This window comes from Allobosea sp. GW821-FHT03A12 (assembly GCF_058986765.1).
In genome coordinates this window covers 825605-847419 of record NZ_JBYSVZ010000004.1, presented here as the reverse complement: position 1 = coordinate 847419, position 21815 = coordinate 825605, and the positions used below count along the sequence as shown (strand labels likewise).

The 21815-nt window shown below is 67.8% G+C and carries 19 protein-coding genes; 7 read left to right on the top strand and 12 right to left on the bottom strand.

Going from position 1 to position 21815, the window contains the following annotated elements; translation table 11 throughout:
• Positions 1 to 32: 32 nt before the first annotated feature.
• The 4 genes from AC3WLC_RS18250 to AC3WLC_RS18235 form a co-directional block, all read right to left on the bottom strand.
• Positions 33 to 1268, bottom strand: a complete 1236-nt coding sequence (locus AC3WLC_RS18250) for a GNAT family N-acetyltransferase (protein ID WP_493685310.1) — start codon at positions 1266 to 1268, stop codon at positions 33 to 35.
• The gene (locus AC3WLC_RS18245; RefSeq protein ID WP_493685309.1) at positions 1265 to 2014 is read right to left on the bottom strand and encodes a glycerophosphodiester phosphodiesterase family protein; all 750 of its coding nucleotides are present in this window, start codon (positions 2012 to 2014) and stop codon (positions 1265 to 1267) included. The genes AC3WLC_RS18250 and AC3WLC_RS18245 overlap by 4 nt, the downstream gene beginning before the upstream one ends.
• The gene (locus AC3WLC_RS18240) at positions 2014 to 2487 is read right to left on the bottom strand and encodes a RidA family protein (RefSeq protein ID WP_493685308.1); all 474 of its coding nucleotides are present in this window, start codon (positions 2485 to 2487) and stop codon (positions 2014 to 2016) included. The genes AC3WLC_RS18245 and AC3WLC_RS18240 overlap by 1 nt, the downstream gene beginning before the upstream one ends.
• Positions 2488 to 2594: 107 nt before the next feature.
• The gene (locus tag AC3WLC_RS18235; RefSeq protein ID WP_493685307.1) at positions 2595 to 3404 is read right to left on the bottom strand and encodes an SDR family NAD(P)-dependent oxidoreductase; all 810 of its coding nucleotides are present in this window, start codon (positions 3402 to 3404) and stop codon (positions 2595 to 2597) included.
• A 123-nt stretch (positions 3405 to 3527) separates the two neighbouring features.
• On the opposite strand from AC3WLC_RS18235, the gene AC3WLC_RS18230 reads away from it, so the two are divergent.
• Positions 3528 to 4103, top strand: a complete 576-nt coding sequence (locus AC3WLC_RS18230; RefSeq protein WP_493685306.1) for a TetR/AcrR family transcriptional regulator — start codon at positions 3528 to 3530, stop codon at positions 4101 to 4103.
• A 106-nt stretch (positions 4104 to 4209) separates the two neighbouring features.
• Positions 4210 to 5043, top strand: coding sequence for a cell envelope integrity EipB family protein (locus AC3WLC_RS18225; protein WP_493685305.1), 834 nt, complete (start codon positions 4210 to 4212; stop codon positions 5041 to 5043).
• Here the strand turns inward: AC3WLC_RS18225 and AC3WLC_RS18220 are convergent.
• Together AC3WLC_RS18220 and AC3WLC_RS18215 are read right to left on the bottom strand one after the other, a co-directional pair.
• Complete coding sequence (locus tag AC3WLC_RS18220; RefSeq protein WP_493685304.1) at positions 5000 to 6355, bottom strand: DNA polymerase IV; 1356 nt, start codon at positions 6353 to 6355, stop codon at positions 5000 to 5002. The genes AC3WLC_RS18225 and AC3WLC_RS18220 overlap by 44 nt on opposite strands.
• Complete coding sequence (locus AC3WLC_RS18215) at positions 6352 to 6648, bottom strand: DUF3572 domain-containing protein (protein WP_493685303.1); 297 nt, start codon at positions 6646 to 6648, stop codon at positions 6352 to 6354. Before AC3WLC_RS18215 ends, AC3WLC_RS18220 begins: the two co-directional genes overlap by 4 nt.
• Before the next feature lie 135 nt (positions 6649 to 6783).
• Here AC3WLC_RS18215 and AC3WLC_RS18210 point away from each other — a divergent pair, with 135 nt between their 5' ends.
• Entirely contained in the window at positions 6784 to 7155 is a 372-nt protein-coding gene (locus AC3WLC_RS18210) for a response regulator (RefSeq protein WP_091842024.1), read from the top strand.
• Positions 7156 to 7171: 16 nt separating this feature from the next.
• Entirely contained in the window at positions 7172 to 8548 is a 1377-nt protein-coding gene (locus tag AC3WLC_RS18205; RefSeq protein ID WP_493685302.1) for a PleD family two-component system response regulator, read from the top strand.
• Positions 8549 to 8816: 268 nt separating this feature from the next.
• Here the strand turns inward: AC3WLC_RS18205 and AC3WLC_RS18200 are convergent, their stop codons facing one another.
• A complete protein-coding gene (locus tag AC3WLC_RS18200; RefSeq protein ID WP_493685301.1) occupies positions 8817 to 9020 on the bottom strand; it encodes a hypothetical protein in 204 nt (67 codons plus the stop codon).
• Between the two features lie 322 nt (positions 9021 to 9342).
• Here AC3WLC_RS18200 and AC3WLC_RS18195 point away from each other — a divergent pair, with 322 nt between their 5' ends.
• Positions 9343 to 9669: a hypothetical protein gene (locus tag AC3WLC_RS18195; RefSeq protein WP_493685300.1), complete on the top strand. Its 327-nt coding sequence runs from the start codon at positions 9343 to 9345 to the stop codon at positions 9667 to 9669.
• Positions 9670 to 9726: 57 nt separating this feature from the next.
• On the opposite strand, the gene AC3WLC_RS18190 is transcribed toward AC3WLC_RS18195, so the two are convergent.
• Positions 9727 to 10704, bottom strand: a complete 978-nt coding sequence (locus AC3WLC_RS18190; protein WP_493685299.1) for a hypothetical protein — start codon at positions 10702 to 10704, stop codon at positions 9727 to 9729.
• A 671-nt stretch (positions 10705 to 11375) separates the two neighbouring features.
• Here AC3WLC_RS18190 and AC3WLC_RS18185 point away from each other — a divergent pair.
• Together AC3WLC_RS18185 and AC3WLC_RS18180 are read left to right on the top strand one after the other, a co-directional pair.
• Positions 11376 to 17132 carry an autotransporter domain-containing protein gene (locus tag AC3WLC_RS18185; RefSeq protein ID WP_493685298.1) on the top strand — a complete coding sequence of 1919 codons (5757 nt, stop codon included), beginning with the start codon at positions 11376 to 11378 and terminating at the stop codon, positions 17130 to 17132.
• A gap of 153 nt (positions 17133 to 17285) precedes the next feature.
• Positions 17286 to 17477 carry a hypothetical protein gene (locus AC3WLC_RS18180; protein ID WP_493685297.1) on the top strand — a complete coding sequence of 64 codons (192 nt, stop codon included), beginning with the start codon at positions 17286 to 17288 and terminating at the stop codon, positions 17475 to 17477.
• Between the two features lie 147 nt (positions 17478 to 17624).
• Here AC3WLC_RS18180 and rpmG read toward each other — a convergent pair whose 3' ends face one another.
• The 4 genes from rpmG to rnr form a co-directional block, all read right to left on the bottom strand.
• Entirely contained in the window at positions 17625 to 17792 is a 168-nt protein-coding gene (gene rpmG / locus AC3WLC_RS18175) for a 50S ribosomal protein L33 (protein WP_091828458.1), read from the bottom strand.
• 156 nt (positions 17793 to 17948) lie between these two features.
• The gene (locus tag AC3WLC_RS18170) at positions 17949 to 18683 is read right to left on the bottom strand and encodes an NUDIX hydrolase (RefSeq protein WP_493685296.1); all 735 of its coding nucleotides are present in this window, start codon (positions 18681 to 18683) and stop codon (positions 17949 to 17951) included.
• The gene (locus tag AC3WLC_RS18165; protein ID WP_493685295.1) at positions 18680 to 19123 is read right to left on the bottom strand and encodes a DUF983 domain-containing protein; all 444 of its coding nucleotides are present in this window, start codon (positions 19121 to 19123) and stop codon (positions 18680 to 18682) included. The genes AC3WLC_RS18170 and AC3WLC_RS18165 overlap by 4 nt, the downstream gene beginning before the upstream one ends.
• A 24-nt stretch (positions 19124 to 19147) precedes the next feature.
• Positions 19148 to 21502, bottom strand: coding sequence for a ribonuclease R (gene rnr, locus AC3WLC_RS18160; RefSeq protein WP_493685294.1), 2355 nt, complete (start codon positions 21500 to 21502; stop codon positions 19148 to 19150).
• Between the last annotated feature and the right edge of the window lie 313 nt (positions 21503 to 21815).

Below are 21815 nucleotides of genomic sequence, written 5' to 3'. Positions count from 1 at the left end.
GCGCAGGTTCCGGTCGTTGGTGGGCAGGGGAGTCAGTTGTCGCCAGCCTTGCGGAAGGGGCTCTCCTCCGCAAGCGCAGCCACTGCAGAGCTGATCTCACGCCGTTCGCCGGGCAGATAGGCGGCGACGGCGCGGGCAAGGCCGGGATCGGCGAGGAGATGGGCCGAGCGGGTGATCACCGGGCGATAGCCGCGGGCGAGCTTGTGCTCGCCCTGGGCGCCGGCCTCGACGCGGACGAGCTTGTGCGCGATCGCGTAGTCGATGGCCTGGTGATAGCAGAGCTCGAAATGCAGGAAGGGGTGGTCCTCGATGCAGCCCCAGTTGCGGCCGTAGAGCGTGTTGCCGCCGCGGAAATTGATGGCGCCGGCGATGTTGCGGCCGGCGCGGCGGGCGAGCACCAGCACGATGCGCTCGCCCATGCGCTGACCGATCTCGGAGAAGAAGCGGCGATTGAGATAGGGGCGGCCCCATTTGCGCGAGCCGGTGTCCTCGTAGAACGCGTGGAAATCGTCCCAGACACTTTCGGTGAGGTCCGAGCCCGAGAGGACCGAGACTTCGATGCCGGCGGAGAGCGCCTCGCGCCGCTCGCGCTTCAGCGCCTTGCGCTTGCGCGAGGCCAGCGTGGCGAGGAAGTCGTCATAGCTGGCAAAGCCCTCGTTGCGCCAATGGAACTGGATGTCGTGGCGTTCGAGGAAGCCGGCTTCGAGCAGCGCCGCCATGTCCGGCTCCTGCGCGAAGGTGACATGGACGGACGAGCCGCGGACCTGCTCGCGCAGTGCCTCCAGCCCGGCGATCAGGGCTTCGCGTGCATCGTTGGCGTGCGGCCCTTCGGCGACGAGCAGGCGCGGGCCGGTCGCGGGGGTGAACGGGGCGGCGACCTGGATCTTCGGGTAGTAGCGGCCGCCGGCGCGCATATAGGCTTCGGCCCAGCTATGGTCGAAGACGTATTCGCCCTGGCTATGGCCTTTCACGAAGGAAGGCGCGGCGGCGATCAGGCGATCATCGGCAGCCTCGACCAGGAGATAGGCGGGCGACCAGCCGGTGCGGCCGCCGACGCAGCCGCTCTCTTCCAGCGCGCGCAGAAAAGCATGCGAAACGAAGGGGTTGTCCGGGTCTGCTTGAGAGATTGAATCCGCTTGCTCGCAGGCTGATTCAAGCAGTCGGCCGGCGCCGGGATTGGCGCAGGCGTCCCAGTCCGCGGCCGGGACGCTTTTCAGCGAGGTGGCAACGCGGACCCTGAGAGTGTCGCGTGTGCCGGTTTCGCTCAAGGCAGGAAGCCCTCGAAGACCATCTGGTCGGCATGCTCGGCAGCGCGGGCGCGGTCTTCCGGCGTGCGCACCGTCCAGCTCATCAATGGCAGGCCCAGCGCTTTGCGGCAGAGGAAAGGCGCGGCGCTCGGCAGGTCGCTGACCTTCCAGGACACGAAGTCCGGCCGGCTCTGCTCGAAATGCAGGAGATTGGCGAGAGCATGCTTCTCACTGGGAGAAAGCCGGTCGTAGTCACCATAATTGTATTCGTTCATGGCGACGATGCCGCGGGCGAAGCCGGGCGCGAGCCCGCGCAGGGCCGCGACGATGACGGGATCGAAGGATTTCAGCACGATCGGCTGGCCCTTATGGGCTTCGAGGATCTGCGCGGTGCGCCTGGCCAGCCGCAGGTCGCCGTCGAAGCGGCTCTTGATCTCTATCACCAGCGGCGTCTGCCCGCCGATGGCGTCGAGAAAGCCGGTCAACGTCGGGATGCGGTCGCTGGCGCCCTTCAGGCTGATCTGCGCGAGGTCGGCCGCCTTGCGGGCATCGACGCGCCCGGTTTCAGCGGTAAGACGGTCGAGGATGTAGTCGTGGAAGACGACAGCGTCCTCGTCCGCGCTGAGCTGGACGTCGCACTCGATCGCGAACTTGCCGGCGATCGCGCCGGCTGCCGCCGAGAGCGAGTTCTCGATCACGCCGCCGGCGGCATCGTGCAGGCCACGATGCGCGATCGGGCGGGCGGTGAGCCAGGCTTCAGCGGCCATCAGGCGATCTCGAACATGGCTTCGACCTCGACGGCGGCGTCGGCCGGCAGGTTGGCGACGCCGATGGTCGAGCGGGCATGGCGGCCGGCATCGCCGAGCACCTCGACCATGAAGTCGGAGGCGCCGTTCATGATCGCCGGCAAGGCGGCGAAATGCGGGGTGGCGTTGATGAAGCCGCCGAGGCGGACGCAGCGCCTGATCCGGCCGAGATCGCCGCCGAGCGCCGCCTTGGCCTGGGCGAGCACGTTGATGGCGCAGAGCTTGGCCGCCTCGAGCCCGGCTTCGTTGAAGATCTCGCCGCCGAGCTTGCCCTTGTGCGCATCGGACAGCTTGCCGTCGAGGCCGAAGCAGAGCTGGCCGGAGATGATCAGGAGGTTGCCGGTGATGACATAGGGAACGTAGTTCGCGACCGGCGCGGCTGGGGCAGGCAGGGTGATGCCGAGGGCAGCGAGCTTGGTGTCGATGGCGTTCATGATGGGAGGCTCCCGGCCTGCGCTGGACAGGAGCCTTTCATCGCCGATGGCAGGCCGGCCCGCAAGCGCGGTGCGGCGTGGCAGATGCGCCTGCCGGGCAGGGCGGATCAGGCGGCGGAACGCTTCGCCAGGTAGCGCTCGGCCGGGGCGTTACGCGAGAGATTGGGACCAAGCGCCAGCCGCGCCGCCGTGTAGCGCTCGAAGTCGGCCTGGTTCGGCAGCGAAGGGATGGTGACGGGCTCGCCATGGTCGAAGCCGGCCAGCGCCGCATCGACCATGGCGTCGACCTCCATGATCATTTCGGGCGGGAAGCCGTCGACATCGACGCCGGCCCGGGCCCAGATCTCGGTGCGGGTGGCGCCAGGCAGCACCGCCTGGACCCTGACGCCGGCCGGCTCGAGCTCCTTCTGCAAGGATAGGCTGAGGTTCAGCACATAGGCCTTGGTGCCGCTGTAGCTGCCGTTGAACAGTTCCGGCGCGAGCGCCAGCACCGAGGCGACATTGATGATCGTGCCCTGCTTGCGGGTCACGAAATTGCGAGCCGCTGCAGCAGCGAGGCGGGTCGGGGCGATGACGTTGAGCTCGATCATGGCCTGGAAGCGGTCGATGTCGCCGTCGACCAGCGTGCCGGAGACCGACATGCCGGCATTGTTGACCAGAAGGGTCAGGCTCTGGTCATCACGCAAGCGCCGCTCGATCTCGGCGAGATCGGCCTTCGCCGTCAGGTCGGCCTTGAGCCATTCGACCTTGCGGCCGGTCTCGTTGCGAAGGCGTTCGGCGAGCGCTTCGAGGCGTGTCGTGTCGCGGGCGACGAGGACGAGATCATAGCCACGGCGGGCCAATCTGTCGGCGTAGACGGCACCGATCCCGGTCGAGGCGCCGGTGATGAGGGCGGTGCCGAGCTGCTGCGTGGCCATGGTCAACTCCTGGTCTGGCGAGCGGTGATTTTTTTCATGATGACCATCATGATTGAATTTAGATGATCGCCATCATATAAAGAGTCAAGGGGCTGGATTGCCGATTTTCAAAGGAGCGGGCCGATGCGGGTGAGCCGCGAACAGATGGCGGAGAACCGCGAGCGCATTCTCGAAACAGCGGCGACGCTGTTCCGCGAGCGCGGTTTCGACGGGGTCGGCGTCGCCGATGTCATGAAGGCGGTCGGCCTGACCCATGGTGGCTTCTATGGCCATTTCTCGTCGAAAGACGATCTCGCCGCCCAGGCGCTCGGACGCGCCTTCGTCCATTCCGGGCAATGGGCTGCCGAGGCGAAGGCGGCGGATCCGGAAGCGCCGCTGCAGGCGATCGTCGATCGCTATCTGTCGCCGTCGCATCGGGATGATCCTGGCCATGGCTGCCCGGTCGCAGCTCTCGGCAGCGACACGGCGCGTCAGGGCGAGGCATCGCGCCTTGTCGCGACGGAGGGCGTGCGCACGGCGATCAAGGGCCTCTCGGCCACAACGCCGGGGGCGACCGCGGATGAGCGCCGCACCACAGCGATTGCGAGCTACGCCACACTTGTCGGTGCGCTCGTCCTGTCGCGCATGGTCGACGATGCGGCGCTGTCGGACGAGATCCTGACCGCGGCCAGGGATGCCCTTCGCTCTGCCGAGGCGTGACCGGCGCAACCTGCGTTGCCTCGCCTTGTTTGCGCCATTGCCGCAATGCACCTAGATTTGCAGGGCTGCAGTTCGCCCCGGCTAAGAGCGCGAATCGAGGATCGGCATGAAGACGTATCGCGGCGGGATCGCAGGCCTGGCGGTGATGGCGGCGACGGGAGCCTGGGCGCAAGCGCCGGCCCCTGCTTCGGCGGGGCGTGTCGTGCTGGTGCCGCACCGGGCGGTCTATGATCTCGTGCTCGACGACGGCAAGCCCTCGCGCGACATCACCACGGCGCGCGGCCGCATCGCCTTCGACTTCTCCGGCGATGCCTGCGACGGCTATGCGCTCTCCTTCCGCCAGGTCACCGAGCTGACCAGCGAGGGCGGGCCGCGGGTGATCGATGCGCGCACCACCAGCTTCGAAGAGGGCGATGCGAAGAGCTATCGCTTCAAGACCGAGAGCTCGGCTGCCGGCGCACCGGCCGACATCGTCGACGGCACAGCCAAGAAGGGCGAGGCTGGCTACGAGGTGCAGCTGCGCGCGCCCAAGGCCGAGACGCATCGCGAGCCGAGCGCCGCGATGTTCCCGAACGAGCAGATGAAGGCGGTGATCCAGGCCGCGCGCGAGGGCAAGAACACCCTCAATGTCCGTCTCTATGATGGCGCCAATTCCGGCAAGGACGTCTACGACACGCTCTCGGTTATCGGCCGCAAGATCACGACGCCCGCCGCCGAGGCACCGCTGCGCAAGCCGGAATTCGAAAAGCTGGCGCGCTGGCCGGTGACGATCTCCTATTTCAAGGTCGGTTCCGGCGAGAGTACACCGGCTTACACCGTGTCCTTCGAGCTCTATGAGAACGGCGTCACCGGCGCGATCCGGCTCGATTACGGCTCCTTCGCGCTGCGCGGCACGCTCACGCGTCTGGATCTGCTTCCGGCGAGCGACTGCTCGAAGTAGAGGTCGAGCGACGGCGCGTATCGCGCAGCGACAGGCCTTTCTCGATCGCGGCGTCGCCGAATTTGGCGCGGACCTTGTCGAGGGCGTTTTCCATCGCCTTCAGTCTGGGCGTCTGCTGGTCGGCGAGGTCGCCGCGGTCGGCCTCGGCCGGATCGGAGAAGTCGCTCATGCCGATGCCGATCAGCCGGTAGCGCGGCCCGGTGCATTCGCGCCTGAGCAGGTCGCGCCCGGCGGCGAACAGGCGCGCCGCGAGTTGGCTCGGCTCGGGCAGGCGGGCGGCGCGGGTGATGATGTGGAAGTCGTGGGTCTTGAGCTTGAGCGTGACGGTGCGCCCGGCGAGCTCCTGCGCCTTCAATCGCTGCGAGGTCCTCTCGCAGAGCCGCCAGAGGATCGGCTCCAGCTCCTCGAAGCTTGCGAGGTCGACATCGAGCGTCGTCTCGGAGGAGACGGTCTTGGCCTCGTGCTCGACCGTGACCTTGCGCGGGTCGATGCCGAGGGCGAGGTTGCGCAGGCGCGGCCCGTCCTTGCCGACCAGGCGGTAGAGCGTCGCGATCTCGGCCTTGGCAAGGTCGCCGATGACGCGGAAGCCCGATTGCGCCAGCTTCGCCACGCCGGCCTTGCCGATGCCGGGGATCATCCCGACCGGCTTCTGGGCGAGGAAGGCGACGGCCTCGGCCTGGCCGATGATCGAGAAGCCGCGCGGCTTGTCGAGGTCGGAGGCGACCTTGGCGAGGAACTTGGCGTAGGACAGCCCGACCGAGATGGTGATGCCGATCTCATCCTCGATCCGGCGCTGGAAGCGGGCGAGCGTCAGCGCCGGGCTGGCGTGATGAAGGCGTTCGGTGCCGCCGAGGTCTAGGAAGGCCTCGTCGATCGAGAGCGGCTCGACCAATGGCGTCAGCTCCTGCATCAGCCTGCGAACCTGGCGCCCGACCGCGACGTATTTCGCCATGTCCGGCTTGATCACGGTGGCTTCCGGACAGGCCTTCAGCGCCTGGAACATCGGCATGGCCGAGCGCACGCCAGACATGCGGGCGATGTAGCAACAGGTCGAGACCACGCCGCGCTTGCCGCCGCCGACGATCACCGGCTTGTCGAGCAGCGAGGGATCGTCGCGCTTCTCTATCGCGGCGTAGAAGGCGTCGCAGTCGATATGGGCAAGATGCAGGCTGTCGCGCTCGGCATGGCGCAGCAGCCGAGGCGAGCCGCAGGCCGGGCAGCGGCGCACCGGCGCACTGGCCTCGTCATGATCGCGCAGGCAGTCGCGGCAGAGCGCCCGGGACGAGACGGCGAGTCCGGCGGCGCTGGTCACGGCTCGTAGGCTTCGGGCGGACCGGCCAGGACCTCGCGCGCCTGCGCCACCATTTCGGGCTTCAGGCTCAGATTTCCGGCAAACTCGAGCAGCAGCGAATCGCTGGCGCAGAGATGGTCGAGCACGCCGAGCAGGAAGCCGGGCTCCTGCGCGGCACTGCGCAGGGTGGTGGGGCCGAGGCCGGTTGCGGCCAGGAACGGTTCCAGGCGCTCCGGCTCGGAGGCCAGGAAGGCGAGGGCCTTGAGCGCGAGAGTCTGCGCTTCCTCGCTGGTGATCGGGTGAGGCATGGCCATCTATCTATGATCGGCGAGTCGGGTTTCGGGTTTGCGTTTCGTCAACTGCTCGCATGTTAAACCTAGCACTGAACGCGGCCGACAGCCTGAGAAATCCGACATCGGATGACCGGGACTGGACGGACTGGGGGACAGATGAAGAAGACGGTTCTGATCGTCGAGGACAACGAGCTCAACATGAAGCTCTTCAACGACCTGTTGGAGGCCCATGGTTATGCGACCCTCAAGACGGCCGACGGCATCGAGGCGATCGAGCTGGCGCGCACGCATCATCCCGACCTGATCCTGATGGACATCCAGCTGCCGGAGGTCTCCGGGCTGGAGGTGACGAAATGGATCAAGGAGGACGACGCGCTGAAGTCGATCCCCGTGATCGCGGTCACCGCCTTCGCGATGAAGGGCGACGAAGAGCGCATCCGCGAGGGCGGCTGCGAGGCCTATATCTCCAAGCCGATCTCGGTGGGCAAGTTCCTCGAGACCGTGCGCGCCTATGTCGGCACGGCCTGAAGGGAAACGCTGAGCCATGTCCGCCCGGGTGCTGGTCGTCGACGACATTCCTGCGAATGTGAAGCTGCTCGAAGCCAAGCTCGGCGCGGAGTATTTCGACGTCACCACCGCGACGAACGGGATCGATGCGCTGGCGATCTGCGAGCGCGGCGAGACGGACATCGTCCTGCTCGACGTGATGATGCCCGGCATGAACGGCTTCGAGGTCTGCCGCCGGCTGAAGAACAGCGCGACCACCGCCCATATTCCGGTGGTGATGGTGACGGCGCTCGACCAGCCGAGCGACCGGCTGAAAGGGCTCGATGCCGGCGCCGACGACTTCCTGACCAAGCCGATCGACGACACCTCCCTGTTCGCGCGCGTTCGCAGCCTGGTCCGGCTGAAATCGGTCACTGACGAACTGCGCCAGCGCGCGCTCGCCTCGCGTCAGCTCGGCATCGCCGACCCGCTGGCCGCGGCCGCGGCCGAGACCGGGCTCAACGGCCGTGTCCTCCTGATCGAGGACCGGCCGCTGATCGCCGAGCGCCTGACGCAGGCGCTCTCGGCTTTCCATTCGATCGAGACCGAGCCCGATGCGCAGGCCGCGCTCACGCGCGCCGCCGAGGGCGATTTCGAGATCGTGCTGGTGAGCCTGGATCTGCAGAATTACGACGGTCTCAGGCTCTGCAGCCAGCTGCGCTCGCTGGAGCGGACGCGCAATCTTTCGGTGCTGCTGCTCGGCGAGGCCGAGGACAAGTCGCGCGTGCTGCGCGGGCTGGAGATCGGCGCGCACGACTTCCTGGTCCGGCCGATCGATCGCAACGAACTGCTGGCGCGAGCCCGGACGCTGGTCCGCCGCAAGCGCTTCGCCGAGCGGCTGCGCGACAGCGTGCAGTCCTCGATGGAAATGGCGGTGATGGACCAGCTCACCGGGCTGCATAACCGCCGCTATCTCGACAGCCGGCTTTCGACGCTGTTCGACGAGTCGGCGCTCAGGGCGCGGGCGCTGTCGCTGCTGGTGCTGGACGTCGACCGCTTCAAGGTCGTCAACGACACATGGGGGCATGACGCCGGCGACGAGGTGCTGCGCGACTTCGCCGACCGGATCCGCGCCTGCACCCGCGGCATCGACCTGGTGGCGCGTATGGGCGGCGAGGAGATGGTCGTCGTGCTGCCGGACACCGCGCTCGATGCGGCCCAGGCTGTCGCCGAGCGCATCCGCAAGCGCGTCGAGGGCGAGCCCTTCCAGATCCAGCGCGGCCAGCGCGCGATCCCGGTGACGGTGTCGATCGGCGTCGCCAGCCGGCGGGCAGGCGATGGCGGGCCGGTCGAGATGATGAAGCGAGCCGACGAGGCGGTCTACCGGGCCAAGGCCGCCGGCCGCAATCGCGTCATCGTCGCCAATGCCGCCTGAGCGCAAGTCACCGGGACGGTAAGGTTTCCAAGTAGGGTTAAGTTTCGATGAATAATGGTGAATCAATCGTCTCCGATTGATTCGAGGGGCCTTCCGCGTAGGGTGATTTCCACGAGAGCGGCTGCCGAGCAGCCGTCCGGAACGCCCTTCGGAAGCCCAGGTTCCGCCGCATCTCCTGGGTCACCGCTGGGCTCGGCCGGTCGATGGCGGGATTCTGGCCTCCTCAGCCCCGCCGTCGGCCGGCCACCTCGTTTTCGGGGAAAGCGCCTCAGCGCAGATAGCGCTCGACCAGCTCCGGTATCCAGTAGCCGAGCACACCGAAACCGACGAGCAGCAACAGCAGGAGCAGCGCGGCCCGCACCCGGTGCGTCCAGCGGCGCGACTCGTCAACCTCGACGATCAGGCGCAGGAAGCCGCGCACCAGCCCGCCCGGACGCGGATGCTGTTCGGCTGGATCGGGGCCGTTGCTCAAGGGCGCTCCTGCGGATGGCGCGGCCTGAGCCGCGCGTGCAAGCTAGAAGATCGGCGCTCCCGGCGCCAGCGCTCCGCGGCAAGCTGGATCGAACTGCTCGCGCCGAAGGCCACTGGCGAGTCGATCGGCGAATACTGGCCAAGAACTAGGCGCCGAAGGGGGTGCAAGGCTGCATTAACCATCGTCGTCTCATGCTAACCTGACGACGATTCGCAGGCCCTGCTATTCGGCTGCGAAGCTGCTGGCCTTGTATCCTAGCACGAGCCGACGCCGATCCGGCCGGCATGGCCTCATCGGTAAAGCGGACTCCAAGGAGCGACCCATGCGTCTCATCGCATCGGCGCTCTGCCTCGCATTGCTGCCGTGGGGCGGAGGGCCTGTTCACGCGCATAGCTGGTACCCTTACGATTGCTGCAGCGACCGCGATTGCTGGCCGATGGGGCTCGATGCCGATGCGCGCGAACCCGAGCCGCGCATCGTTCCGGGCGGATACCTCACCCATGACGGGCATTTCGTGGCCGAACGGGACACGCGCGTCTCCAAGGACGGGCGCTTTCATATCTGCCGCAGTGGCGGGATGCTGACCGGCTCGGTGATCGCGCCGTCGCAGCGGCCGATCTGCCTGTTCGTGCCGAAGCCGGCCTTCTGAGCGGCGCCGCCGACGACCAGCGTTGCCTCCGATCGACGGAGGCAACGCCGGCTGGCTTCACCTCGGGGTGGAGCCGTCCGACCCGGTCGACGATCCACCGCTGCCGGCGCCGGCGCCTACGCCGACGCCCAGCCCGCCGACATTCGCTCCGAGGCCGGCACCCAGCCCGCCGCCACCGAGACCGGCGCCGGCACCGACGCTAGCGCCCCCGACGCTGGCTCCGACACCTGCTCCGAAGCCGCCGCTGTTCGCGGCTGCGCCGACGCCCGCGCTGGCGCTGGTTCCGCCGACATTGGCCCCGGCGCCGACGCCGCTATTGTTGGCGCTGGCCCCGACGCCGGCACTGGCGCTGGTTCCTCCGACATTCGCTCCGGCCCCGACGTCGGCTCCCACGCCGCTGCTGTTGGCGCCTGCACCGATACCCGCGCCGGCGTTGACGCCACCGACGTCGGCTCCGGCCCCGAGGCCTGCTCCCAATCCGCTGTTACCGGCTCCGGCGCTGACACCAGCACCGACATTGGCGCCCGCGACGCTGGCTCCTGCTCCAGTGCCGGCTCCCAAGCCGCCGCCATTGACGCTGGTGCCGACGCCCGCGCCGACATTGGCGCCCGCGACATTCGCTCCCGCGCCGAGGCCGACGCCGATGTTCCCGTAATTGGCGCCAGCGACGAGGCCGCCATTGACCGAGTTGCCGCCGATATCAGCGCCGAGCCCCGCGGTCGCGCCGATGCCCCTGGTGTTCACCCCGGCGCCGACCCGGGCGCCTGTGCGGGTGCCGCCTGCGTCGATGCCGGCTGTCACGCCAAGCCCGATGCCGCGCGAGCCGGTTCCACCTCCAGGCGACGTGCCGCCACCGGGAGCGGTGGCTACGCCGCCATTGCTGCTGGCCGATGACCCGCTGCCATTGCCGCCGCCTGAGGGCCCATTGCCGCCGCGGCCGCCACCGTCGCCGCCGCCAATACCGGCGCCGGATGTGCCGGAGCCACCGCTGACGCTATTGCCAGAGCCGACGCCGAGCGAGCTGTATTGCAGCATCAGCTGCGACTTGATCCGCGCCGAAAGCTTCAGGCAGTCGGATCGTCCTGTTCCGCTCAACCCTGCACAGACATCTTCGGCGATGGCCGATGTGGGGGCGGTATTGCAGACTGCCAGCAAGATGCAGCCTGCAAGAGGTCCAGTAATCTTGGCCTGCATGGTCAGATCTCCCTGCAACCCACCCAAGCTGTTTACGCTGGGGTCGGCAGGCCGGTTTCAGGGGGTCGACTATCGTGACTACGACTTGTTTGCCGCAAAGACTAAGAATCGAAACGTTTTTCTGTTCGCGGTTGGGGGTATGAGGTCCGGCACCGTCGCGACTGCGGGCGTGAGCGCCAGGACGAGAGGGCGGCCCTTGCCGCCGCTGAGCGATAGACCCTAGGCGTTCGACCACCACGGGAGCGGCCAATCGCCTGACATTCTGACGGGAGGAGGCGAGCGGGACATTCGGAGGGCAGGGGCCTTCCCCCGCGCCCATGCCCGCCTCGGCACGGGCATTCTCGACATCGGCAAGATCCCGCATGCCGGCGCCGGCCAGTCCGGTGCGGGGCGCAATCGTCATGTACCATCCGTGCCACACCCCATCGATTTGGCGGGTTGTGAACGGCTGTTCATTGCCTTGCGCGCGAGGAGGCCTGAGCTTCCCGCTGCGGTTGGGGCCCGATTTGTCGATGCGGAACGATCTGAAGCTGGCGCGGATGCTGCCGGCGCGCGGTTGGCGGCCGGCGTGGCTGCATCAGTCCGTTTCGCAACTCGCGCTCGGCATGGCTCTGCTCGCCGCCGTGCCTGCCGCGCATGCCCAATCGGTGACCGGCAGCGGCGACCTCAATCCAGGGATACCCGCGCCGCCGCTGACGAGCTGGGACCTCGCCGGCGGGGAACTCTTCGTCGGCGACTACGGCACGGGAACGCTGACGATCGAGAATGGCGGCACGGTCAGCAATGGCCGCGCCAATCTCGGCTACAATACCGGCAGCACCGGTACGGTGACGGTGACCGGTGCCGGCTCGAGCTGGGCCAATGCCGGTGATCTTTATGTCGGCTATTATGGCGCCGGTACCCTGACCATCGAGAATGGTGGCCGTGTCACCAACAGCGTCGGCCTTGTCGGCCTCAATGACGGCGGCACCGGCACGGTAACGGTGACCGGCGCCGGCTCGACCTGGAATAGCGGCCAGATCATTCTCGGCAGGTCAGGCAGCGGGACGCTGACCATCGCGAATGGCGGCACGGTTTCAAACACGGGTGCCAATCTCGGCGACTACTTCTCCGGGGTCGGCACGGCGACGGTAACCGGGACCGGCTCGACCTGGACCAACAGCGGCGACCTCAATGTCGGTTATGCCGGCACCGGCAGGTTGACGATTGAGAATGGCGGTACGGTGTCGAGCGCCGCTGCCTATGTCGGCTACGCCGGCACCAAGACTGGCACGGTCACGGTGACCGGCGCCGGCTCGACCTGGACCAACAGCGCCGGACTCGTGGTCGGCAACAGCGGCACGGGGACGCTGACCATCGCCGATGGCGGCAAGGTCTCGAACGTTGTTGGCAATATCGGCCACAACGCCGGCGGCACCGGCACGGTGACAGTGACCGGCCCTGGCTCGACCTGGACCAATAGCGGCGAGCTCCATGTCGGCCGTGACGGCAGCGGCACGCTCACCGTCTCGAATGGCGGCACGGTCTCGAACACGATTGGTTACCTCGGCTACAACGCCGGCGGCACCGGCACGGCGACGGTGACCGGGGCCGGCTCGACCTGGACCAATAGCGGCGACCTCCATGTCGGCAATTACGGCACCGGCACGCTGAGCATCGAGAATGGCGGCACAGTCTCGAACAGCAACATTGGCTATGTCGGCTACAACGGCGGCAGCGGCACCGTGACGGTGACCGGGGCCGGCTCGACCTGGACCAATGGCAGTAGACTCTGGGTTGGCAACGGCACGCTGACGATCGCGGATGGCGGCGCGGTCTCGAATACCGATGGCACAATCGCCGGAGGGTCCGGCAGCACCGGCACGGTGACAGTGACGGGTGCCGGCTCGACCTGGACCACGAGCGGCAATCTCGTTATCACGCGCGCCGGCGTGCTGAGGATCGAGGATGGCGGCGCCGTTTCGAGCGCCAGTGGCCGGCTCGGCATCAACAGCGGCAGCGCCTCGGCGACGGTGACCGGTGCCGGCTCGACCTGGACCATGACTTACGATCTTTCTGTCGGCGGGGTGGGCACCGCCACGGTCACAATCGAGAATGGCGGCAAGGTGTCGAGCGGCTCCGGCTATGTCAGCGGCAGCTCTACCGCTGGCACGATGACAGTGACCGGTGCCGGCTCGAGCTGGACAAATTCTGGCAGTCTTCATGTCGGCTACACCGGCATCGGTACGCTGACCATCGCAGATGGCGGCAAGGTTTCGAACACGGTCGGCAATCTCGGCTACTTTGGCGCCAGCAGCGGTTTCTCCGGCATCGGCTCGGTGACCGTGACAGGCGCCGGCTCGACCTGGACCAACAGTGGTGGGTTGCGTGTCGGCCTTGACGGTACCGGGACGCTGATCGTCGAGAATGGCGGCAAGGTCTCGAACACGGTCGGCTATGTCGGCAGGAATGCCGGCAGCACCGGCACGGTGACGGTGACCGGCGCCGGCTCGACCTGGACCAACAGCGCCGAGCTCTTTGTCGGCTACGCCGGCACCGGCACGCTGGCCGTCGAGAGTGGCGGCAAGGTCTCGAACACCAACGCCCGTGTCGGCTCCCAGGCCGGCAGCACCGGCACGGTGACGGTGACCGGCGCCGGCTCGCGCTGGAGCAACAGCACCGAACTCTATGTCGGCTATCAGGGCACCGGCACGCTGACCATCGCCGCTGGCGGCGTGGTCACCACCGCCGGCGCGGGTGGCTTCATCGGTATGCAGGCCGGTTCGACCGGCACGGTGAAGGTGACCGGCGCGGGCTCGGCCTGGACCATCAGCAACGTCTCGGCCGAAACCGGGGAGCTTTATGTCGGCTCGGCCGGCACCGGCACGCTGACCATCGAGGATGGCGGCGCGGTCAGGAACACGTCCGGCTATATCGGCTACGCCTCGGGCAGCACCGGCACGGTGACGGTGACCGGCCCAGATTCGCGCTGGACCGTCGCCGGCATCCTCGATGTCGGCCATGACGGCTCCGGCACGCTGACCATCGCCGATGGCGGAATAGTCCAGGCCGTCCTCAGCCAGGTCGGAAAAAACGGCTCCGGCACCGGCGCGGTGACGGTCACGGGCACCGGCTCGATCTGGCAGAGCAACAACGGCATCGAAATTGGCGGCAACGGAACGGCGACCGTCGAAAAGGGCGGCCATGTCGGAACGACTTGGCTGAACCTTTACGGCGGCACGCTGAACCTGCTCGGCGATGCCAGCAGCGGCCGTGGCGTGGTCGAGGCCAACTACGTCATCGTCAACCCCGGAAGCACGCTCAATCTGGACGGCGGCGTCCTGCGCGCGCGCACGAACCAGTCCTCGTTCCTCGACAGCGCCGGCGTGGTGACCATCGGCGCCAACGGCGCCTTCATCGACAGCGGTGGCCACTATATCGCCGTCTCGGCCAGTCTCGGCGGCACGGGCGGCTTGACCAAGCTCGGCAGTGGCACACTGGTCCTGACCGGGAACAATAGCTATGCCGGTGGGACGACGATATCCGCTGGCTGGCTCGTAGTCGGGGCGGACGTCAATCTCGGCGCGGCCTCGGGCGGCTTGACGCTGGACGGCGGCACGCTGCTGGTTACCGGTGGCAGCTTCTCCTCCGCACGCACGGTGACGCTGGGTAGCGCCAGCGGCGGCATCGAAGTCGATAGCGGCTATACCTTGGCGCTGTCCGGCACGATCTCCGGCACCGGCGGGCTGACCAAGAGCGGGGACGGCCAGCTCACCCTGTCCGGCGCCAGCACTTATTCGGGCGCGACCACGATTGCGGCCGGCGAGCTCCTCATCGATGGTGCGCAGGCCATGTCGGCGGCGTCCGACTACACTATCGCGGCGGGCGCCTCGCTCAACGTCAACGACACGCTCGGCACGGTCACCGCCGGCTCGATCGCTGGCGCCGGCCAGATCCGGATCGCGCAAGGCTCGACGCTGGAGACCGGCGCGACCAACGCCTCGACCACCTTCAACGGCATGATCTCTGGCGATGGCAGCATCAGGAAGGTCGGCACCGGCACGCTGACGCTGACCGAGGGCAATAGCTATACTGGCGACACCACGATCGCGGGCGGGGCGATCAGCATCTCGAAGGAGAGCCGGCTCGGCGCGACCTCAGGGTCGCTGACGCTGGATGGCGGCGTGCTGCAGGTGACCGACACGCTGCTGCACGAGCTGACCCGCAATATCGTCTTCGGCGCCAATGGCGGCGGCTTCGACATCGTCGAGGCCGGCAACACCTTCTCGGTCGCGCAGTCCTTCTCGGGCACGGGTGCGCTGTCGAAGGCCGGCGCCGGCACGCTGGTGCTCAAGGGCACGCACAGCTATTCGGGCGCGACGACCGTGTCCGGCGGCACCTTGCGGGCGGGTCAGTCCGGCGCATTCTCGCAGAACTCGGCCTTCACGGTGGCATCAGGCGCGACGCTCGATCTCGCCGGCTTCAGCCAGACGATCGGCTCGCTCGCCGGCGCCGGCACGGTCGCGCTCGGCAGCGGCACGCTGACGGCTGGATCGGACAACAGCTCGACCACGTTCTCCGGCACGATCTCCGGCACGGGCGGCGTGACCAAGGCTGGCAGCGGCACACTGACGCTGACGGGCACAAACAGCTATTCCGGCGCGACCAAGGTCACTGCCGGCAAGCTGGTGGTCAATGGCTCGATTGCGAGCACGGTGACGCTCGATGGTGGCACGCTCGGCGGCTCGGGCACGATCGGCGGAGTCACTGCGCAGTCCGGCGCGACGGTGGCGCCCGGCAACTCGATCGGCACGCTGACGGTGGCGGGCAACGTCTCGTTCGCTGCGGGATCGACCTATCAGGTGGAGGTCAATGCGGCCGGGCAGAGCGACAGGATCGTCGCCTCGGGCTCGGCGACACTCGCGGGCGGGACGGTCCAGGTGCTCGCCGAGAACGGCAACTACGCGGCGAGCACGAGCTACACGATCCTGACCGCTACGGGCGGGGTCACCGGCCAGTTCTCGACGGTGACCTCGAACCTCGCCTTCCTGACGCCGTCTCTTGGCTATGACAGCAACAACGTCACGCTGACGATGATGCGCAATGACGCCTCGTTCGGACCGGGCGAATCCGGTCGCGCCTCCATCGCGCAGACCCGCAACCAGGGCTTCATCGCGATCGCGGCGGAGCGCCTGGGCGTCGGCAATCCGGTCTATGACGCGCTGATCTCGGCGACGGCGGCCGAGGCCCGCGCCGGCTTCGACCTGCTTTCGGGCGAAGCGCATGCCCAGGCGGTCTCGGTGATGATCGAGGAAAGCCGGCTGGTACGCGACACCATTCTCTCCCATCTGCGCGGCCCGCTGCTGACGCAGGCGCCCGGTCAGGTCGCCGCGAGCTTCTCGGCCGACCTGCCGGGCCGCAAGGGGGCGGTGACGATGCCGGCCCCGGTGCCGCAGCCGCGCTATGCGTTCTGGGGCACGGCCTTCGGCAGCACCGGCAACACCGATGCCGACGGTAACGCCGCCAGCCTCAACCGCCGCAGCGGCGGTGCCCTGCTCGGGGCAGATATCATGCTCTACGACGCGCCCGGCTCGTCGCTCAAAGTGGGCGTCGCCGGCGGCTACAGCCAGTCCCGCTTCGATCTCGATGCCCGCCTGTCCTCGGGCCGGTTGGAGAGCGGCCATGCCGCGCTCTATGCCGGCGCACGCTTCGGCAGCCTGCGCTTCGATGTCGGCGCGGCCTATAGCTGGTCGGAGAGCGACATCCGTCGCCAGGTCCAGATCCGCGGCTTCGGCGACCTGTTGCGGCTGCAGCGCCCGGGTTCGGTGACGCAAGGGTTCGCCGAGCTCGGCTACGCCTTCGCCTTCAGCGGCGTCGCGCTGGAGCCCTTCGCCCAGCTCGCCCTGATCCGGGTCTCGACCGATGCCGGCACCGAGCGTGGCGGCGCGGCGGCCTTGCGGGTCCTGTCCTCCGACCAGACGCTCGGCTTCACCACGCTTGGCCTGCGCGCCGAGGCGCAGATCGGGGCGATGCCGCTGTTCGCCCGGGCCATGCTCGGCTGGCGCCACGGTTTCGGCGAGCTCACACCGCAGTCCCGCACCGCCTTCGTCGCCGGCACCACCCCTGCACGCGTCTTCGCCGCCCCAATCGATCGCGAGGCTCTCTTCGCCGAGGCTGGCCTCGACTGGCGCATCTCCTCCGCCACCGCGCTGGGCCTGACCTACTCGGTGGCGATCGGCGAACGCTCCAGGGACCACGCCCTCAAGGGCAGGGTCGAGATGAGGTTCTGAAAGAGGGATCCGCCGGCGCGAATGCGCCGATTGAATTTGCGTCGCTGTGGAGCAAATCTGTGAGCTGCCGGGTTATCGCATGGCAACCACGATCCCGCCTTGCGGTCAGCGCCTGCGGGACGGCCCGGCGTCGAGAGGACGGAGACAGCAGTCATGGCGGACAACGGCAACCACGAAGCGCTGGATGATCTGATCGCGCTGCTGCGCCGACAGATTTCCGACCTGACGGAACAGGCTACGGCCGCGTCCGGCTCCGGGAGCGAGGAGAGATTGTCGGACCTGCTCAACGAAAAGCAGGACCGCCTCAACGAGCTGCTGAAGGAGCGCTCCGCCGGGGAAGGCTGAGGCCGGGGCATCCGAGGTCAGGGACGCAAGGGGAGCGGCGCCACGCAACTCCCAAACGGGCGCCGGCTGCGCTTCTCCCAAAAACGAAAAAACCGCCCTGCGAGGGGCGGTTCTTCAAAACCAGATCAAGCAGTTAGGCGGATCGCCTCACTTAATCTTGGTTTCCTTGAACTCGACGTGCTTGCGCGCGACGGGGTCGTACTTCTTCTTCGACATCTTCTCGGTCATGGTACGCGAGTTCTTCTTGGTCACGTAGAAGTACCCGGTATCCGCGGTCGAGATGAGCTTGATCTTGATGGTCACGGCCTTGGCCATGGCGGAGCCCTCGAACAGATGGGGCCGCCGTCGGCCCGTGCAGAAAACAAAATGGCCGGGCGAGCCCGGCAATCCGATGGGCGGGGAATGCCGTATCGGCGTCGGCAAGTCAAGGAATATCGGGCGGGCACACGGATTTTCCGCCGCTCGGTGCCGTCAGAGCAGCTCGCGCACGAAGCTGCCGCGCTTCTCCCAGTAGAACGGAACCGGCAGATACTGGGCGAATCCGGCCTTCAGCCGCTCCTCGACCTCGGCGATGATCACCTTGGTGATGGTCGGCAGGTCGAGCTCGCGCGCCTCGTCGAAGGTGACGGAGACAAGGTCGGTAAGCTCCGAATCGGGGCCGATCACGCCCTCGACCTTGCCGGCGACGGCACGGGCGTCGACGGCGAAGAAGCGGGTGTCGAAGCGCTTGGGCCGACGCGGCGGGGTGATGGCGCGGGCGACGAAGGTGATGGCGCCGAGATCGGGGAAGACGCCCTTGGCGGCGAAGTCGGCCCAGACGCCCTCGGGCGGATTCTCGGGCGAGCCGTAGTCGGCGCTGCCGAAGAGGAGGCCGGTCTCTTCGAAGGTCTCGCGGATCGCCGCCAGCGCCAGTGCCCGGCCGCGCTGCAGGCTCGGGCGCACGCAGCGTGCGAGCAGGCGCTGCTCGCAAGGGCCGGCGAGGGCGCCGGTCGCGGCCATGCGGCGGTCGCCCGCCTCGATGCGACCGCCCGGGAAGACGTATTTGCCCGGCATGAACTTGTGGCCGGCATGGCGCTTGCCCATCAGCACCCTGGGCTTCTTCCCGGAATGATCGAGAATCAGCATGGTCGCGGCGTCGCGGGGGCGCAGATTGACGTTGGTGCGCGCCCGTTCGGCCTGGGTCAGGGTGATGGTGTGGTCGCTCATCGGCCGCCGATCGCCTTCATGGCGGGCTGGCGCTCGGGCTTGGGCATGGCGCCGCCGAAGCCGTGCATGCGCAGCGCCCATTGCAGGCCGATGACCGCACCCTTGGCCGGCTGCATCAGCGCCAGGCTGAGGAAGACGGTCAGCGGCAGCCAGACCCAGAGATGCAGGGCGATCGACCAGTCGGCGTATTTCTCCGCCAGCAGGATGCCGCCGACGACGACGTGGCCGACGATGGTGATGACGATATAGGGCGGCAGGTCGTCGGCCCGCTGGTGGTGCAGGGTCTCGCCGCAGGCCTCGCAGGAATCGACCGGTTTCAGGAAGGCGCGGAAGAGCTTGCCTTGGCCGCAATGCGGGCAACGGCCGAAGAGGCCGCGACGCATAGCCTGACGCCAGTCGCGAGCCTGGACCGGCTTGGGATGGTGACAATGTATGGACATGGAGAGTCTTCGTGGTTCAGGGCATCAGCGTCTGCGGCCTGATCGTGTAGGCGGGGGCCGGCCCTTCTTTCGCCCCATAGGTAAAGGAGGCCGTGACCTTTTGCCAGAGCGGTCGGATGTCGCGGGCCTTCCCTCTGTGAGCAACTCGAATCGCAGCGCTCCGGCGACGGGGGCCGCCTCGACCAATTTGACGTGGACGCGGTCGCCGAGGCGCCAGCTTTCACCGGTACGATCGCCCACCAAAGCATGAGCGCGCTCGTCATGGCGGTAGTAGTCGGCGCCGAGCGTCGAGGCCGGAATGAAGCCGTCGGCGCCGGTGTCGTCGAGCTTGACGAACAGGCCGGCGCGATTGAGGCCGGCGATGCGTCCGTCGAAGCTCGAACCGATCTGGTCGGCGAGGAAATGCGCGATCAGCCGATCGGTGGTCTCGCGCTCGGCCGCCATGGCGCGCCGCTCGGCTGCGGAGATCCTGGTCGCGACCTCGCGCAGTTCGGCGAGCGTGGTCGACTTCGGCAGGCCGTCATCGCCGAGCTTCAGCGCTGAGATCAAAGCGCGGTGCACGATCAGGTCGGCATAACGGCGGATCGGCGAGGTGAAATGAGCATAACGGCGCAGGTTGAGGCCGAAATGCCCGTAATTCTCGGCGACGTATTCGGCCTGCGCCTGGGTGCGCAGCACGACCTCGTTCATCAAGAGCTCGTTCTCCGAGCCCTTGATCATGGCGAGGATGCGGTTGAACAGCACCGGCCGCAGCGCCGCGTCCTTGGGCAGCTTGATGCCGATCGAGGCCAGGACCTCGCCGAGCGCCCGCATCTTTTCGAGCGAGGGCTCATCATGGCAGCGATAGATCAGTGGGCTCTTCGCCTTCTCCAACGTCTCGGCCGCGGCGACGTTGGCGAGGATCATGAACTCCTCGATCAGCCGGTGCGCAGCGAGCCGCTCGGGCACGATCACGCGGGTGACCTTGCCGTCGGCGTCGAGGACGAGCTTGCGCTCGGGCAGATCGAGATCGAGCGGCTGGCGGGCGTCGCGAGCGCGGGCGGCCGAGCCATAGGCGGCCCAGAGCGGCATCAGGATGCTGTCGCGAATGAGCCCGGTGAGATCGTCCGTCTTGCCGTCGATCGCAGCCTGCGCCTGCTGGTAGGAGAGCTTCGCCGCCGAGCGCATCATGATGCGATGGAAGCTGTGGCTCTTCTTGGAGCCGTCGGCCTTGAGGATCAGGCGGACGGCAAGGGCAGGGCGGTCCTCGCCGCCGCGCAGCGAGCAGAGATCGTTCGAGATCCGCTCGGGCAGCATCGGCACGACGCGGTCGGGGAAATAGACCGAGTTGCCGCGCTCCAGCGCCTCGCGGTCGAGCGCCGAGCCGGGGCGGACGTAAGAGGCGACATCGGCGATGGCGACGGTGACGATGTGACCGCCGGGATTGTCGGGGTCGTCGTCCGGCGCGGCGTGGACGGCGTCGTCATGGTCCTTGGCGTCGGCCGGATCGATGGTGATCAGCGGCAGTGCCCGCCAGTCCTCGCGGCCGGCGAGGGTGGCGGGCTTGGCCGCTTCCGCCTCCGCGATCGTCGCCGGCTGGAACTCGTAGGGGATGCCGTGGGCGTGGATCGCGATCAGCGAGACCGCGCGCTCGGATTTCAGCGAACCGAGCCGCTCACGCACCCTGGCCTGCGGCGGGCCGAAGCGGCTTTCGCGGGCGAAGGAGACCGAGACGAGATCGCCGTCCTGGGCGTTGCCGGTCTGGCTCTTCGGAACAATAGCCTCGCGTCCCTGCGCCTTCTTGTCGACGGGAACGAGCCGGCCGGAGCCGTCGGGCAAGGCGCGGAAGATGCCGAGCACCTGCGCCTTGGCCTTGCCCATCACCTTGAGCGTGCGGCCTGACCATTGATAGCCGTCGACGCCGCGCAGCTTCGTCAACTTGAGCAGGACATGGTCGCCTATGCCGGGGGCTGCTGCCGGCGCCACGGCCTTCGGCTTGCGGCGGAATTCGCGCTGGCGCTCGATCAGGATCTTCGGCGCTTCGCCCTGATCGGCCTCGTTCCATTCGAGCGGGGCGGCGACGAGATCGCCCTCGCGGTCGCGCGACTTGATCTCGCAGAGCAGGACGGCGGGCAAGGCGGCATGCGGCTTGACTGGGCCGGAGCCGCCATTCTCCTCCAGCTCGAGCTCGCGCAGCAGGCGCTTCAGCCAGATCTTGCCGCCGCCATCGAGCTGGAAGGCCTTGGCGATGTCGCGGCGGCCGGGCTCGCGGCCGGCGGCGCGCTCCTCCTCGATGAAGGCGAGGATGGCGTCACGGGAGAGGTCGGCGTCGGGACGGGACAAAGGCTCGGGCCTCGTCAGCAGCGGCTGGGCGCAAAGGACATGCGACGGTTCTGGCATGGCGCGGCCAAGCGCGCCAGAACGGCCTGTGCAGAACTGTTCCGCGAAACGCTAAGGCCGATCGCCAGGGCTGCTCCCTTCCCCCTTGTGGGGAAGGGATGGGGGTGGTGCCACTTGGCGATCCGTTGAAGAAAGAGCTCGGCAGCCGCGGCAGCGCCATGAGCCCCCATCGATCGCTCCGGCTTTACGACCCCCACCCCTGCCCCCTCCCCACAAGGGGGAGGGGTTCGTGTTGAGCCTTTTGCGAGGGGGCCGAAACGGAGAAGGGCTGCCCTTGCGGGCAGCCCTTCCATTGCCGAACCGCAGCCCCGGT

Coding starts and splice junctions, on each gene's coding strand:
- AC3WLC_RS18245 (WP_493685309.1), bottom strand. CDS start 2,014: ATGGCCGCTGAAGCCTGGCTCACCGCCCGCCCGATCGCGCATCGTGGC.
- AC3WLC_RS18240 (WP_493685308.1), bottom strand. CDS start 2,487: ATGAACGCCATCGACACCAAGCTCGCTGCCCTCGGCATCACCCTGCCT.
- AC3WLC_RS18235 (WP_493685307.1), bottom strand. CDS start 3,404: ATGGCCACGCAGCAGCTCGGCACCGCCCTCATCACCGGCGCCTCGACC.
- AC3WLC_RS18230 (WP_493685306.1), top strand. CDS start 3,528: ATGCGGGTGAGCCGCGAACAGATGGCGGAGAACCGCGAGCGCATTCTC.
- AC3WLC_RS18225 (WP_493685305.1), top strand. CDS start 4,210: ATGAAGACGTATCGCGGCGGGATCGCAGGCCTGGCGGTGATGGCGGCG.
- AC3WLC_RS18215 (WP_493685303.1), bottom strand. CDS start 6,648: ATGGCCATGCCTCACCCGATCACCAGCGAGGAAGCGCAGACTCTCGCG.
- AC3WLC_RS18210 (WP_091842024.1), top strand. CDS start 6,784: ATGAAGAAGACGGTTCTGATCGTCGAGGACAACGAGCTCAACATGAAG.
- AC3WLC_RS18205 (WP_493685302.1), top strand. CDS start 7,172: ATGTCCGCCCGGGTGCTGGTCGTCGACGACATTCCTGCGAATGTGAAG.
- AC3WLC_RS18195 (WP_493685300.1), top strand. CDS start 9,343: ATGCGTCTCATCGCATCGGCGCTCTGCCTCGCATTGCTGCCGTGGGGC.
- AC3WLC_RS18190 (WP_493685299.1), bottom strand. CDS start 10,704: ATGCTGCAATACAGCTCGCTCGGCGTCGGCTCTGGCAATAGCGTCAGC.
- AC3WLC_RS18185 (WP_493685298.1), top strand. CDS start 11,376: ATGCGGAACGATCTGAAGCTGGCGCGGATGCTGCCGGCGCGCGGTTGG.
- AC3WLC_RS18180 (WP_493685297.1), top strand. CDS start 17,286: ATGGCGGACAACGGCAACCACGAAGCGCTGGATGATCTGATCGCGCTG.
- rpmG (WP_091828458.1), bottom strand. CDS start 17,792: ATGGCCAAGGCCGTGACCATCAAGATCAAGCTCATCTCGACCGCGGAT.
- AC3WLC_RS18170 (WP_493685296.1), bottom strand. CDS start 18,683: ATGAGCGACCACACCATCACCCTGACCCAGGCCGAACGGGCGCGCACC.
- AC3WLC_RS18165 (WP_493685295.1), bottom strand. CDS start 19,123: ATGTCCATACATTGTCACCATCCCAAGCCGGTCCAGGCTCGCGACTGG.
- rnr (WP_493685294.1), bottom strand. CDS start 21,502: ATGCCAGAACCGTCGCATGTCCTTTGCGCCCAGCCGCTGCTGACGAGG.